Genomic DNA, 13,025 nt, shown 5'->3' with positions numbered 1-13,025 from the left:
CCTGCTCCATCGGCCCTCCTCTCAGCCGTCATAAGCGGTGAGGGGTGGGGAAAGGTTGTCAGTGGGTTATCGGTGGGCTCGGGCGATCAGGTCCTGCCGGATCCGTCGCGCTTCGCCGCGGGGGTCCCAGTCGAAGTTCGGCGCGACGGCGAGGTCGCCGCAGCCCCGGCGCATCGAGATCGGGTCACCCCACGCACTCGCACCGACGATCCAGTAATCGTTCCTCTGGAAGTAGGTGCAGCCGAGTGCACCGTAGGTCGAGACCCGGTCCTTGCGCATGCTCGCCACCAGGATCTCGAGGTCACCGGGACGGATCACCAGCCGGTGCGCCTGTTCAGGATGTTCCGGATCGCCGTAACAGAGCACCGCGACGATCAGGTCGACCGGTCGCGCTAGCTGCGATGTCCATTCCGGGCTCGGCTGCTCGCAACCGATGTCGCGAGCATCGACCGCCCGGGCAGGAGGTGACGATGCTTGTCGCTGGTCGAGCAGCACTCGGACGAATCGGTCCAAGGCCGGCTTCGCTCGCGCTCGGCGCGCGCTCCCGACGAGGAGCTCGGCGCAATAGGTGAACCGGCCAGCGACCACGAAGGTCGTGCCGTCGGGATAGCCGAAGGCGAGCTGGTAGGCCGGCAGCTGGTGGTCCGCGCACCCGCGTTTGACGAGCCGCTGGCCGTTGACCGCCTGGACGATGGCCGTGACGTTCGTCGTGAGCGCGTCGAGGGGTTGGGTCACCTTCCCCGGAGCGGCTGCACACAGCCGGACTGAAGTCGCCCCCTCCGGTACGGCGTCGGGCAGTGCCGGGTCGATCTCGATGATGCCCTTCGGGCACTTCACGACCGGCCCGGGGTCGATCGGGGAGGGGGAGCCGCTCGGGCTCGCGCTGCCAGTCGCGCTCGTCGACGAGCCGGGATCGGCCTTCGGCTCGTCGGTGGTGTCGTCGCACCCGGCCAGCAGGGCGATCGCGACGACTGCGACGAGCGCGCGGCGGATCATGGCCTCAGCCTGCCAGTCCCTCGACGACTTCGGCACCCGGCAGCGCCGCGAGCAGCGCTCCGGGGAGGAGCAGCTTGGAGCGCCGTACGCCGGAGCCGATGATCGCGGCGGGCACCTCCGGCACCCGGGCATCGATCAGGAGCCGCCAGGTGGCGGGGAGGCCGACGGGGGTGATGCCGCCGTACTCCATCTCCGACTCGGTGACGGCCCGGTCCATCGGTAGGAAAGAGGCCTTGCGGACGTCGAGGAGCTGCTTGACCGTGCGGTTGACGTCGGCGCGGGTGTCGGCGCGGACCAGGCAGGCGGCGATCCGCTCCTCGCCGTCGCGACGCCCGGCGACCAGCACGCAGTTGACGCCGGTGTCGAGCGGGAGGTCGTAGGCCGCGCTCATCGCAGCCGTGTCGGCGAGATCGGGGTCGATCTCGACGACCGCGACGCCGCTCGCGTCCGGCCAGGAGGCCAGCGCGGCGGCGACACGGGGCGCGACGAGCGCGGGGTGGTCGACGGCGGGCAGCGACGTCAGGCCCGGGAAGGAGATCAGATCCACCCGGACATCTTGCCGTCGCGGCGGCGGGCGTTGCGCAGAACCGTCGCAACCAGGCCGACGACCCCCGCCACCAGCCATGGCAACGGCAACAGCCAGTGGGCGTCGACGAGCTCGACGGTGTCGGAGCTGATCAGCGCCCAGACCGTGAAGAGGCCCGCGAACGCGACGCCCATCACCAGGTGGCTGATGTTGACCGGGTGCCAGCCGCGCGGCTCGGCCGCGATGGTCTGGGCCGGGATGGTCTGGGTCTCCTCGACGGGAGTGGTCTCCGGCTCGCTCATCACGCTGCCTCCTTCGTCTCGACCTCGATCTGCCCGAAGAACACCTGGAGGTCCAAGGTGATCTCGGGAGCACCGACGCCTCCGCTGTGGTGGCCGTCGAGCGAGTCGTCGCGACGGTCGCCGAAGATGACGCTCTCGCCGCCGCCCTCGATGTCGCTGTTGACCTGCACGGCCAGGCCGTCGTCGGGCACCTGCACGAGGATGTGGCCGAAGCGGGCCTCCGCCTCGATCGTGCGGCCGTCGAGCTCCTCGAGCTCGGCGGGTGAGAGGTCGGTGAGGTCGAGGATGATCTCTCCCGCGCCGACGTAGTAGCGGTCGTCGACCTGTTCAGCGGTCTGCGGGTGCTCGTCGAGCTGCCCGGCCGTGATGTCGTCGACGATCGAGGTGACGAGCGTGGCGAACGCGGCCACGAGGCCGACGAAGATCAACCCGCCAGCCCGGCCATAGACGGAGCCGACCACGAGCATCGTGCCGCAGGCCGCGAGCACGGCGGCGGGATAGGCCGACGGCGGCGCGTCCCAGCCCGCGAGGTCGAGGGTCGCGACCAGTGCCACGCCCACCGTTGCCAGGCCCATCGTGAACCAGAAGAGGAGCGGCCCGCGGCGGCGCGGGTCGGCGGGCTTCGGCGCCTTGTAGGGGGAGTACGTCGGCGCGCCCGCCTGCTGCGGTGCGGAGCTCCCCGGCGCGCTCGGGCCGCTCGTCACGACCGGTGCGCTCGGCTGGACCCAGCCCTGGCTCGGGAGCGGTCCGGGGTGCGGCTTGGGTCGGGTGCCGGCGGCGACCGCGGCGATCACGAGGCCGATGATGGCCAGCGGCCACGGGAAGCCCCAGCCGCCGAGCGAGTCGCCGATGAGCGACAGCGCGCAGATCACGCCGACGATGGCGAGCAGCACGGTGCGGGTGCGGTGGTCGACCCGGACCACACCCTCGTCGCTGCCCTCCTCGGGGATGAGGAGCCAGCCGGCGGCGTAGGCCAGGAGGCCACCGCCCCCGAAGATCGCCAGCAGGACGAACGCCACGCGCACGAGAAGCGGGTCGACGTCGAAGTGGCGGGCCACGCCGCCCGCCACGCCCGCGATCTTGCGGTCGTGGAGGCTGCGGCGGATCCGGCCGAAGTCCTTGGCCTCGTCGCGGGTGACGCGAGGGCCGGCCGGTTGCTGAGCCTGCGGCGGCTGCGGCGGCTCGGTCGGGCCGCTCGGCGCCTCGGGAGGAGTGGTGGTCATGTCATCCAGACTGGGCTGTCGCGCGGGTGCGCACCATCGGGGAGTGCCCTGATCTTCCCGCATCCGGGGGCCCGCCATCTCGGGGTCGGGTCAGGGTTCTACCCGCTGCTCCGGGGCCCTTCGCTGTGTGACGATTGGAGCATCATGACGACGACTTTGGGCGCACCCGCGGCGCAGGCTCCCCGCGACGTACGACGTGCCTACCGCGACCTGCGCGAGCCGGTCATCGGCGGCGTCGCCGCCGGCCTGGCCGAGCACCTGGCGATCAGCGTGCTGATGGTGCGCGTCGGCTTCGTCGTCGGAGCGGTCCTCGGCGGGGTCGGCATCGCGGCCTACGCCGTGCTCTGGGCGATGCTGCCCGCCGGTCCGCCCACCTCCGCGCTGGCCCCCGGGCTCGCGAGCGCCAGCCGCGGCGGACGTCGCCCCGGGCCGGTCCGCCGACTCAGCGACCTCGGCCCGGTCATCGTGCTCGGCGCCCTCGGCATCGGTGCGGTCTTCGTGCTCCAGGGCATCCTCGGCGCGGGTGGCTGGGTGTGGCCGCTCGGCATCGGGATCGTCGGCGTCGCGCTGCTGTGGCGCCAGGCCGACGAGGCCCAACGCGAGCGCTGGGTCGACGCCACCGGCCGGATCGACCCTGTGCGGATCGTCCTGGGCTCGGGGGGCTGGGCGTCGTACGCGCGGCTCGCCGCAGGCGTCGGCCTCATCATCGTCGCGATCGTCCTCTTCTCGCTGCGGGGCGGCTCCCTGTCGCTCGCGCGTGACGTGACGCTGGCCGTGCTGCTGGGTCTGGGCGGCCTGGCGATCGTCGCCGGGCCGTGGATCTACCGGCTCGCCGCGGAGCTCAGCGACGAGCGCGAGGAGCGGGTCCGCACCCAGGAACGCGCCGACGTCGCCGCCCACCTGCACGACTCCGTGCTCCAGACCCTCGCCCTGATCCAGAAGAACCCGACCGACGCCGCGCGGCTGGCTCGCTCGCAGGAGCGCGACCTGCGCGCCTGGCTCTTCTCGACCGAGTCTCTGGATGAGAGCACCGTGGCAAGCTCCTTGCGCGCCATGGCGGGCGAGATCGAGGACGCCTACGGCCTCACCGTCGACGTCGTCGCGGTCGGCGACTGCGACTTCGACGAGACCCTGCGCCCGATCGTCTCCGCCGCCCGCGAGGCGACGACCAACGCGGCCAAGCACGCCGGCGTCCTGCGCATCGACGTCTATGCCGAGATCACCGGCCCCGCGGTCGACATCTACGTGCGCGACCGCGGCGCCGGCTTCGACCCGGACGCGACCCCCGAGGACCGCCTCGGCGTGCGTCGCAGCATCATCGACCGGATGCACCGCCACGGAGGGACCGCTGATGTGCGGTCGGCTCCTGGCGAGGGCACCGAGGTGCGGCTGCACCTCGGGCGTGACCACGAGGGGGAGAACAGATGACGGTGCGAGTGGTGGTCGTGGACGACCACGCGATGTTCCGACGAGGCGTGACGGCCGAGCTCGCCACGACCGGCGCCGGCGTCGTCGAGGTCGTCGGCGAGGGCGAGGACGTCGACACCGCAGTGGCCGCGATCGTGGCGGAGTCGCCCGACGTCGTACTCCTCGACGTGCACCTTCCCGGTGGTGGAGGCGTCGAAGTGATCCGGAGGCTGGCGACCCACAGCAGCCCGCCGCGCTTCCTCGCTTTGTCGGTGAGCGACGCCGCTGAAGACGTCATCGGCACCATCCGGGGCGGCGCCCGCGGCTACGTCACGAAGACGATCACCGGCCCCGAGCTGGTCAGCGCGATCCAGCGGGTCTCCGACGGCGACGCTGTGTTCTCGCCGCGGTTGGCGGGGTTCGTGCTCGACGCGTTCGCCGGCTCCATCGAGGTCGCCGACATCGACGAGGACCTCGACCGGTTGACCGAGCGCGAGCGCGAGGTGATGCGGCTGATCGCGCGCGGCTACTCCTACAAGGAGGTCGCCAAGGAGCTCTTCATCTCGATCAAGACCGTCGAGACCCACATGTCGGCCGTGCTGCGCAAGCTGCAGCTCTCCTCGCGTCACGAGCTGACCAAGTGGGCCTCTGACCGGCGCCTGCTCTGAGGCTCACTACGCTGCCGCCATGGACACGCTGCGTCTGATCCTCCTGATCGTCCACATCCTCGGCTTCTCGGCGCTGCTGGGTGGTCTTCTCGCCCAGGCGGGCTCGCCGGAGAAGAAGGTCACCGGCGTCATGCGTGACGGCGTCGGCACCGCGTTCCTCGCCGGGCTTGCACTGGTGGGGGTGCTGGAGGGCGGCGACGGCTCGGTCAACCACGCCAAGATCGCCGTGAAGTTCAGCATCGGTCTCGTGCTGCTCGTGCTCGTGATGGCCAACATGCGCAAGGCGTCGATCCCCAAGGGCCTCTGGGCCGGCCTGCTCCTGCTCGCCGTCGCCGAGGTCTGCGTCGCCGTGCTGTGGTCGCCTGTTCACAACTGATCGCGGGGGCGCCTCTGACGGAGGTGCGCCGTAGGGTGGTCGCAGAATGAATGACGCGCTGCCGCTGCCCGGGTTCGAGGGCCTGACCACCGCCGAAGAACCGCGTACGACGCGGCGCGGGCCGACCGCGGAAGAGCTCCTGGAGGGGCTCAACGGTCCGCAGGCCGAGGCCGTTCGTCATGCGGGTCCACCCCTGCTCGTGGTGGCCGGTGCGGGGTCGGGCAAGACGCGGGTGCTCACCCGCCGGATCGCCTGGCTGATCTCGGAGCGCAAGGCGCATCCGGGGTCGATCCTCGCGATCACCTTCACCAACAAGGCAGCCGCCGAGATGAAGGAGCGGGTCGCCGAGCTGGTCGGCGGCCGCGCCAAGATCATGTGGGTCAGCACGTTCCACTCCTCCTGCGTGCGGATCCTGCGCAAGGAGGCCGACCACCTCGGCTACGAGCGGCTCAAGTCCAACTTCTCGATCTACGACGCGCAGGACCAGAAGCGGCTGATCACGCTGGTCTGCAACGACCTCGACCTCGATCCGCGGCGCTACCAGCCCGGTCCGGTGCTGCACTGGATCAGCAACCACAAGAACGAGCTGCGCGAGCCCGACGAGGTCGCCGCCGACGCGCGCAACGGCATCGAGGAGAGCTACGCGGCTGCCTACAAGCTCTACCAACGGCGGCTCCGCGAGGCCAACGCGCTCGACTTCGACGACCTGATCATGGAGACGGTGCGGCTCTTCCAGCTGCACCCGGAGATCCGTGAGACCTACCGGCGTCGGTTCCGGCACGTCTTGGTGGACGAATACCAAGACACCAACCACGCTCAATACTCCTTCATCCACCAGCTCTGCGGGCAGAGCCTGGAGGAGACCGACGAGGACCGGGTCGAGCCGGCCGAGCTGATGGTGGTCGGCGACGCCGACCAGTCGATCTACGCGTTCCGCGGCGCCGACATCCGCAACATCATGGACTTCGAGCAGGACTTCCCCGACGCGCGGACGATCATGCTCGAGCAGAACTACCGGTCGACCCAGACCATCCTCACCGCTGCCAACACCGTCATCGGCAACAACCAGGGCCGCAAGGAGAAGCGGCTGTGGTCCGACGCCGGTGACGGCGACAAGATCGTCGGCTACGTCGCCGACACCGAGCACGACGAGGCCCGCTTCGTCTCCAGCGAGATCGACAAGCTCACCGACGGCGGGCTCAAGGCGGGCGATGTCGCGGTCTTCTACCGGACCAACGCCCAGTCGCGGGTGTTCGAGGAGATCTTCATCCGCACCGGTATGCCCTACAAGGTCGTGGGCGGCGTGCGGTTCTACGAGCGGCGCGAAGTGCGCGACGCGCTCGCCTACCTGCGGATGCTGGTCAACCCCGACGACCAGGTCTCGCTGCGTCGCATCCTCAACACGCCCAAGCGGGGCATCGGCGACCGCGCGGTCGAGTGCATCAACGAGCTCGCCAACCGGGAGCAGGTCACCTTCTGGGAGGCGTTGCAGCGGGCCAGCGAGGCGCCCGGGCTCGCCACCCGCAGCCAGACCAACATCGAGGGCTTCGTCGCCATGGTGACCGAGCTGCAGTCGATGGTCGCTGCGGGCGAGCGACCCGACGTCGTACTCGAGACGGTCCTGGACCGCTCCGGCTACCTCAAGTCCCTCGAGGAGTCCGACGACCCGCAGGACGAGACACGCGTCGAGAACCTCGGCGAGCTCGTCGCGGTCGCGCGGGAGTTCGCGGAGGACCCGGTCGCAGGCCCGAGCGCCGACCCCTCCGACGTCGATGCCGGTCTGGTCGAGCCGGGCCTCGGTGACTTCCTGGAGCGGGTGGCGCTGGTGGCCGACGCCGACCAGATCCCCGACGCGCCTGACGACGACCCCGACGCCCCGCCCGATCAGGGCGTGGTCACCTTGATGACCCTCCACACGGCGAAGGGCCTGGAGTTCCCGGCCGTCTTCCTGACCGGGCTCGAGGACGGGGTCTTCCCGCACTCGCGCTCGCTCGGCGACCGGCCCGAGCTCGAGGAGGAGCGGCGGCTGGCCTACGTCGGCATCACCCGCGCCCGCCAGCGGCTCTACGTGTCCCGCGCCGTCGTCCGGTCGGCCTGGGGCGCACCCGCGCACAACCCCGCCTCACGGTTCCTCGGCGAGCTCCCGATCGACCTCGTCGACTGGCGGCGCACCGAGGCCGACCAGGCCCGTTGGTCGCGGCCGACCTTCGCCAGCGACAGCGGTTCGTCGTACGGCGCCCAGAGCGGCCGGGGACTCGGCACGCCCAACGCTGCCGGGCGTCGCAACTTCACCTCGGCCGCGGCTCGGGCCGACGCCGCGGCGAAGGCGAAGCCTGCTCGTGAGATCCCCGTGCTCGAGCCGGGCGATCGAGTCACCCACGACACGTTCGGGCTCGGCACGGTCGTGTCCGTCGAGGGCCAGGGCGACAAGTCGGTCGCGAAGATTGACTTCGGGTCCGACGGGGAGAAGCGCCTGCTGCTCCGCTACGCGCCCGTGGAGAAGCTCTAGCGACGCCCGGCGGCGGCTGAACCTACGGGTGAATGCCGTTGACGATGAGGGCCGCGTAGGGATCCACCGGGTCACCGCCACCGGGGCGGACCTCGAGGTGGAGGTGCGGGCCGGTCGTGTTGCCCGTCGAGCCCATGTAGCCGATGACCTGCCCGGCCACCACGTTGTCGCCGACGGAGACGGCGAAGGAGTTCTGGTGGCAGTACCAGATCTCGGTGCCGTCCTCGAGGGTGACGATCGTCTGGTTGCCGTAGGCGCCCTCGTAGGCGGTCGAGGTCACCACGCCGTTGGCCACGGCGTGGATCGGCGTGCCGGTGTCGCCCGCGAAGTCGAGACCGGTGTGGCAGTGGGACCAGAGGCCCGAGCACTGCCCGAAGGTGGCCGTGAGGTGGTAGAGGCCGGGGTCGACAGGAAGGACCCAGGCGTTGAGGTTGATGTTCTTGGCCTCCTTCTCGGCCTGCTGGGCCAGGTTGCCCAGGGCCTCGTTGCGCTGCTCGGCCTGGGCCTCGACCTCCTGCTGGAGGGTGGCCTCGCTGGCGTCGTCGAGCGCGTCGCGGTCGGAGTCACGGCTGAGCACGGGGGAGCGGCCGAGCGTGTCGTAGACGCTGGAGCCGATCTCGCCGCTCGCGGCGTTGGGCGCCGACATCCGGGCGGTCGGGTTGTCGACCAGGCGGGTGCCAGAGGTGTTGAGCACGCCGCCGGCCGCGACCGCGAGAGCGGCGACGCCGACGACGACCGGCATCGAGGGCAAGCCACGCAACCGCGTGGTGCGCGGCGTCTTCTCGGCGCGTCGCTTGCCGGGGATGGCGGGGCGGAGCGAGCCGGCGGTGGAGTCGGTGAAGATCGCGGGGAGCTCGACCGTGATGGGCGGGAGCTCGGGGACCACGGCGCGGAGGACCTCGGGGACGGGCGCGGCAGCCGATGCGGCCGCGCGGCCAGCGACGCGGCGGCCGGTGTAGGCCTCAGCGGAGCGGTGGGAGCGGTCCGAGCGGGCTCGCGCAGGTGCGCGTCGTGCCCCTCGGTGGTTGCCCATACGCTCGTAGTCCCCGCTCGACGATCTGGTCCTCATTTCCCAACGCGCGAGCGCTGAGAAAGGAATGCGGAAGACCCTAACGGATCGTCCGCACAGGTCGAAATCGTAAGCCAGATCACGTTCGACGTCCGCAGAACGGTCCAACAGGTCAATTGACCCGTAGTCCGACGCCTCGACGCGGAGGGATCCGGCGCGTGCGTGGCCTGCGTCACGCTCCGCGTCCACGGATAGACCCCGGTCGCCTCGGAGGGCGGCACCGGATTAGGGTGCCCAACGGACCCGCACTGCAGCGCGGCCCGCACCCGATCTAGCAAGGACATGTCCAGTGGACCTGATGGAGTACCAAGCGAAGGAACTCTTCGCCAAGCACGGTGTGGCGACGACCCTCGGTGTGGTCGTTGAGACCGCTGAGGCCGCCAAGGCCGCCGCAGAGCAGCTCGGCGGCGTGACCGTCGTCAAGGCGCAGGTGAAGGCCGGCGGCCGCGGCAAGGCGGGCGGCGTCAAGCTCGCCAAGACGCCCGACGAGGCTTTCGAGCACGCCACCAACATCTTGAACCTGACGATCAAGGACCTGCCGGTCAACCGCGTCCTGATCACGCCGGCGACGCCGCCGCAGGAGGAGTACTACTTCTCGTTCCTGCTCGACCGCGCCAACCGTCAGTACCTCTGCATCGCGTCCGTCGAGGGTGGTGTCGAGATCGAGGAGGTCGCGAAGACCAACCCCGACGCCGTCAAGAAGATCGCGATCGACCCGGGCAAGGGCGTCGACGCTGCGAAGGCGCGCGAGATCGCGACCGAGGCTGCGTTCCCCGAGGCCGTCTTCGAGCAGGCCGTCGAGATGATCGAGAAGCTCTACACGGTCTTCGTGGAGGAGGACGCGACCCTCGTCGAGGTCAACCCGCTGGCTCGCCTCGAGGGCGACAAGCTCGAGGCGCTCGACGGCAAGGTCTCGCTCGACGAGAACGCCTCCGAGGTCCGCCACCCCGACCACGAGCAGTTCGAGATCCGCGACGAGGCCAACCCGCTCGAGGCGAAGGCCAAGGAGTTCGGTCTCAACTACGTCAAGCTCGACGGTTCGGTCGGCATCTGTGGCAACGGTGCGGGTCTGGTCATGTCGACGCTCGACGTCGTCGCCTACGCCGGTGAGAACCACGGCGGCGTGAAGCCGGCCAACTTCCTCGACATCGGTGGTGGCGCCAACGCCCAGGTGATGGCCAACTCCCTCGACGTCATCCTCAACGACCCGCAGGTCAAGAGCGTCTTCGTCAACGTCTTCGGTGGCATCACCGCGTGCGACGAGGTCGCCAACGGCATCAAGGGTGCGCTGGAGATCCTGGGCGACAAGGCCACCAAGCCGCTCGTCGTCCGCCTCGACGGCAACAACGTCGAGCAGGGTCGCGCGATTCTCAACGAGATGAACCACCCGCTGGTGACCCAGGTCGACACCATGGACGGCGCGGCCGACAAGGCCGCCGAGCTGGCGAACGCCTGAGATAGAGAGTCAGAACAATGAGCATCTACCTCAACAAGGACAGCAAGATCATCGTCCAGGGCATGACCGGTGGCATGGGCTCCAAGCACACCGCCCTCATGCTCGACGCCGGTGCCGCGATCGTCGGTGGTGTCAACGCCCGCAAGGCCGGCACCACCGCTGAGATCGCCGGCCAGGAGCTGCCGGTCTTCGGCTCGGTCGCCGAGGCCATGAAGGAGACCGGCGCCAACGTGTCGGTCCTCTTCGTCCCGCCGGCCTTCACCAAGGACGCGTGCATCGAGGCCATCGACGCCGAGATCCCGCTGATGGTCGTCATCACCGAGGGCGTCCCGGTGCAGGACACGGCCGAGGTCTGGTCCTACCTGCAGGGCAAGAACACCCGGATGATCGGCCCCAACTGCCCGGGCATCATCTCGCCCGAGGAGTCGCTGGCCGGCATCACGCCGCACACCATCGCGGGCAAGGGCCCCATCGGTCTGGTGTCGAAGTCCGGCACGCTGACCTACCAGATGATGTACGAGCTGCGTGACTTCGGCTTCACCACCGCCATCGGCATCGGTGGAGACCCGATCATCGGCACCACGCACATCGACGCGCTGCAGGCCTTCGAGGACGACCCGGAGACCAAGGCGATCGTGATGATCGGCGAGATCGGCGGCGACGCCGAGGAGCGCGCTGCCGCTTACATCAAGGACAACATCACCAAGCCGGTCGTCGGCTACGTCGCGGGCTTCACCGCCCCGGAGGGCAAGACGATGGGCCACGCCGGCGCCATCGTCTCCGGCTCCTCGGGCACCGCCCAGGCGAAGAAGGAGGCCCTCGAGGCTGTGGGCGTGAAGGTCGGCAAGACGCCGTCTGAGACCGCCGCTCTCATGCGGGAGATCATGCAGGGCCTCTGAGCACCCCCGTTCAACGCGAAGGGCCGTCACCCAGTGGGGTGACGGCCCTTCGGCGTTCGGGTCAACCGAGCTGCACCCAGGTCGCCGAGCCGCCTCCGACCTTGCAGAACCAGAGACGACCGGTGCTGTCGGCGTAGAGGTCGCCCTTGATGCCGTTGGTCGGGTGGGTGGCGAGCGCGCCGGGGGTGAGGTTGACCTGGGCGGCCGCGCCGGTGAACACGCCGCCGCGACCGGTGCCGCCGAACCCGCGGACGCCGACTCCTTGTGCAGTCTGGCCGTAGACGGCCGTGCCGGTGCCGGAGTGGATGCCGTGCAGGCCGTAGCCGTCGGTGGTGGCGGAGTTGGTGACGCCCCGCACGCCTGCCCCGCGCTCGCTCTTGCCGTAGACGGCGATGCCGGTGCCGGCGTGGCTGCCCTGGACGCCATAGCCGCCGTTGTTCAGGGACGTCGTCACGCCGAAGACTCCGGCGGTGTTGGTCGCTGGTGCCGAGTTCGAGGCGCGGCCCACGACGCCGTAGGAACTGGGGTTCGTCGCGGAGGTGCGACCTTCGACGCCAGTGCCACCGTCGCAGTAGCCCAACACCCCGGAGCCCGTGCCCAAGTGGCTTCCCACGACGCCGAAACCGATGTTGCCGGTGGAGGCAGTCTCTCCGTAGACCCCGGCGCCCGCGCTGGCGCCGTTGCTGATGTAGCCGAAGACGCCCGATGTCGTGAAGGCGGTACCAGTTCCGACGCCCTGGACGCCCTGGATCTTGCCGCGTCCGACCACTCCGACACCGTTCACGGCATCGCCCTTGACGGCGACGCAGCCGGCGCCGTCGTGCGCTCCGCGCACTCCGTAGCTGGTGTCGGAGGGGCCGTTGGCGAAACCCTCGACGCCGATGCCGGTGCCGCCGTCGGCGTGGATGCCGATCCCGGACACGGTCTGCGCCCACATTCCCCAGCCGGCGCCGGCATGCGAGCCGATCACCCCGGTGCCGAACGTGTCGGTGTTGCGGTGCTCGCCGTAGACAGCAGCGGTGTGGTTCGGAGTGCTCGTCGTCTTCAGTCGTATCCCGTGCACGCCGTAGCTGCCCTCGGAGAAGCCGAGAGCGCCGATGTCGCCGCCGTAGCCCTCGACGCCGACGCCGGTCGCGCCCACGCCCTTGATCCCGTCGATGTGGTGTGAACCGTGGAGGGCGAGTGTCTCCTGGCCCATCGAGACCGTTCCTTCGTAGAGCTGCGTAGAAATTGCCAGGACCTGACCGTCAGCGGCTGGGAAATCGCCCCGGATCCACGTCTGGGACGACGTGACGTTTCCGCAGGATCCATAGATCGGAGGACCGCAGGCGGCCTGTGCCGCGGTCGGGCGCGCGACGGCGGCCACGGCTGCGCCGGCGAGTCCGGCACCGGCCAGCCGCAGCAGTCCTCGCCGGCCGTGTGCGTCCTCGCCTGCCTGCGTCCCACGATCGGCCACCTCCGGTCGGTCCCCGGGCTCGTGCTCGAGCTCGGCGATCCTTTGCTCGAGGCGACCCACCAGGTCGCGCAGGCGGTGCAGTTCTTCGGTGAGGATCTCGTACATCTCGGTCTCCGGCTCTGTGGGGTGGTGGACGCT

The 13,025-nt window shown here is 70.1% G+C and carries 12 protein-coding genes; 6 read left to right on the top strand and 6 right to left on the bottom strand.

Translation table 11 applies throughout. The features are described 5' to 3' along the window. Positions 1-66: 66 nt before the first annotated feature. From F0U44_RS02540 to F0U44_RS02525, 4 genes are read right to left on the bottom strand one after another with little or no spacing between them, the layout of a single operon-like run. On the bottom strand, positions 67-996 hold the full coding sequence (locus F0U44_RS02540) for a hypothetical protein (RefSeq protein WP_149726669.1): 930 nt from the start codon (positions 994-996) through the stop codon (positions 67-69). Between the two features lie 4 nt (positions 997-1,000). Further along, complete coding sequence (locus F0U44_RS02535; protein WP_246160337.1) at positions 1,001-1,534, bottom strand: YbaK/EbsC family protein; 534 nt, start codon at positions 1,532-1,534, stop codon at positions 1,001-1,003. After that, positions 1,534-1,824, bottom strand: a complete 291-nt coding sequence (locus tag F0U44_RS02530) for a hypothetical protein (RefSeq protein WP_149726667.1) — start codon at positions 1,822-1,824, stop codon at positions 1,534-1,536. The genes F0U44_RS02535 and F0U44_RS02530 overlap by 1 nt, the downstream gene beginning before the upstream one ends. Further along, positions 1,824-3,047, bottom strand: a complete 1,224-nt coding sequence (locus F0U44_RS02525) for a PspC domain-containing protein (RefSeq protein ID WP_188113285.1) — start codon at positions 3,045-3,047, stop codon at positions 1,824-1,826. The genes F0U44_RS02530 and F0U44_RS02525 overlap by 1 nt, the downstream gene beginning before the upstream one ends. A 144-nt stretch (positions 3,048-3,191) precedes the next feature. Between F0U44_RS02525 and F0U44_RS02520 the strand changes: the two genes are divergently transcribed. Genes F0U44_RS02520 through pcrA form a run of 4 tightly spaced genes read left to right on the top strand, consistent with a single transcriptional unit; the run spans position 3,192 to position 8,007 of the window. Further along, positions 3,192-4,475, top strand: coding sequence for an ATP-binding protein (locus F0U44_RS02520; RefSeq protein WP_149726665.1), 1,284 nt, complete (start codon positions 3,192-3,194; stop codon positions 4,473-4,475). After that, entirely contained in the window at positions 4,472-5,122 is a 651-nt protein-coding gene (locus F0U44_RS02515) for a LuxR C-terminal-related transcriptional regulator (protein WP_149726664.1), read from the top strand. The genes F0U44_RS02520 and F0U44_RS02515 overlap by 4 nt, the downstream gene beginning before the upstream one ends. Positions 5,123-5,141: 19 nt before the next feature. Further along, positions 5,142-5,498, top strand: a complete 357-nt coding sequence (locus F0U44_RS02510) for a hypothetical protein (RefSeq protein WP_149726663.1) — start codon at positions 5,142-5,144, stop codon at positions 5,496-5,498. A 46-nt stretch (positions 5,499-5,544) separates the two neighbouring features. Beyond that, positions 5,545-8,007, top strand: coding sequence for a DNA helicase PcrA (gene pcrA, locus F0U44_RS02505; RefSeq protein ID WP_149726662.1), 2,463 nt, complete (start codon positions 5,545-5,547; stop codon positions 8,005-8,007). A 22-nt stretch (positions 8,008-8,029) separates the two neighbouring features. Here pcrA and F0U44_RS02500 read toward each other — a convergent pair whose 3' ends face one another. Beyond that, a complete protein-coding gene (locus F0U44_RS02500; protein WP_188113284.1) occupies positions 8,030-9,040 on the bottom strand; it encodes a M23 family metallopeptidase in 1,011 nt (336 codons plus the stop codon). A 325-nt stretch (positions 9,041-9,365) separates the two neighbouring features. Here F0U44_RS02500 and sucC point away from each other — a divergent pair, with 325 nt between their 5' ends. After that, on the top strand, positions 9,366-10,532 hold the full coding sequence (sucC, locus tag F0U44_RS02495; RefSeq protein ID WP_149726660.1) for an ADP-forming succinate--CoA ligase subunit beta: 1,167 nt from the start codon (positions 9,366-9,368) through the stop codon (positions 10,530-10,532). A 17-nt stretch (positions 10,533-10,549) separates the two neighbouring features. Further along, positions 10,550-11,431 carry a succinate--CoA ligase subunit alpha gene (gene sucD / locus F0U44_RS02490; protein ID WP_149726659.1) on the top strand — a complete coding sequence of 294 codons (882 nt, stop codon included), beginning with the start codon at positions 10,550-10,552 and terminating at the stop codon, positions 11,429-11,431. A 61-nt stretch (positions 11,432-11,492) separates the two neighbouring features. Here sucD and F0U44_RS02485 read toward each other — a convergent pair whose 3' ends face one another. Then, positions 11,493-12,992 carry a hypothetical protein gene (locus tag F0U44_RS02485; RefSeq protein WP_149726658.1) on the bottom strand — a complete coding sequence of 500 codons (1,500 nt, stop codon included), beginning with the start codon at positions 12,990-12,992 and terminating at the stop codon, positions 11,493-11,495. Between the last annotated feature and the right edge of the window lie 33 nt (positions 12,993-13,025).

Origin of the sequence: Nocardioides humilatus, assembly GCF_008373755.1 — a bacterium.
Taxonomy (GTDB): domain Bacteria; phylum Actinomycetota; class Actinomycetes; order Propionibacteriales; family Nocardioidaceae; genus Nocardioides; species Nocardioides humilatus.
This window is presented reverse-complemented; position numbering and strand designations above follow the sequence as displayed.

What these genes read in the sequence shown, in the direction of transcription:
- F0U44_RS02540 (WP_149726669.1), bottom strand. Translation starts at nt 996, where the DNA reads ATGATCCGCCGCGCGCTCGTCGCAGTCGTCGCGATCGCCCTGCTGGCC.
- F0U44_RS02530 (WP_149726667.1), bottom strand. Translation starts at nt 1,824, where the DNA reads ATGAGCGAGCCGGAGACCACTCCCGTCGAGGAGACCCAGACCATCCCG.
- F0U44_RS02525 (WP_188113285.1), bottom strand. Translation starts at nt 3,047, where the DNA reads ATGACCACCACTCCTCCCGAGGCGCCGAGCGGCCCGACCGAGCCGCCG.
- F0U44_RS02520 (WP_149726665.1), top strand. Translation starts at nt 3,192, where the DNA reads ATGACGACGACTTTGGGCGCACCCGCGGCGCAGGCTCCCCGCGACGTA.
- F0U44_RS02515 (WP_149726664.1), top strand. Translation starts at nt 4,472, where the DNA reads ATGACGGTGCGAGTGGTGGTCGTGGACGACCACGCGATGTTCCGACGA.
- F0U44_RS02510 (WP_149726663.1), top strand. Translation starts at nt 5,142, where the DNA reads ATGGACACGCTGCGTCTGATCCTCCTGATCGTCCACATCCTCGGCTTC.
- pcrA (WP_149726662.1), top strand. Translation starts at nt 5,545, where the DNA reads ATGAATGACGCGCTGCCGCTGCCCGGGTTCGAGGGCCTGACCACCGCC.
- F0U44_RS02500 (WP_188113284.1), bottom strand. Translation starts at nt 9,040, where the DNA reads ATGGGCAACCACCGAGGGGCACGACGCGCACCTGCGCGAGCCCGCTCG.
- sucD (WP_149726659.1), top strand. Translation starts at nt 10,550, where the DNA reads ATGAGCATCTACCTCAACAAGGACAGCAAGATCATCGTCCAGGGCATG.
- F0U44_RS02485 (WP_149726658.1), bottom strand. Translation starts at nt 12,992, where the DNA reads ATGTACGAGATCCTCACCGAAGAACTGCACCGCCTGCGCGACCTGGTG.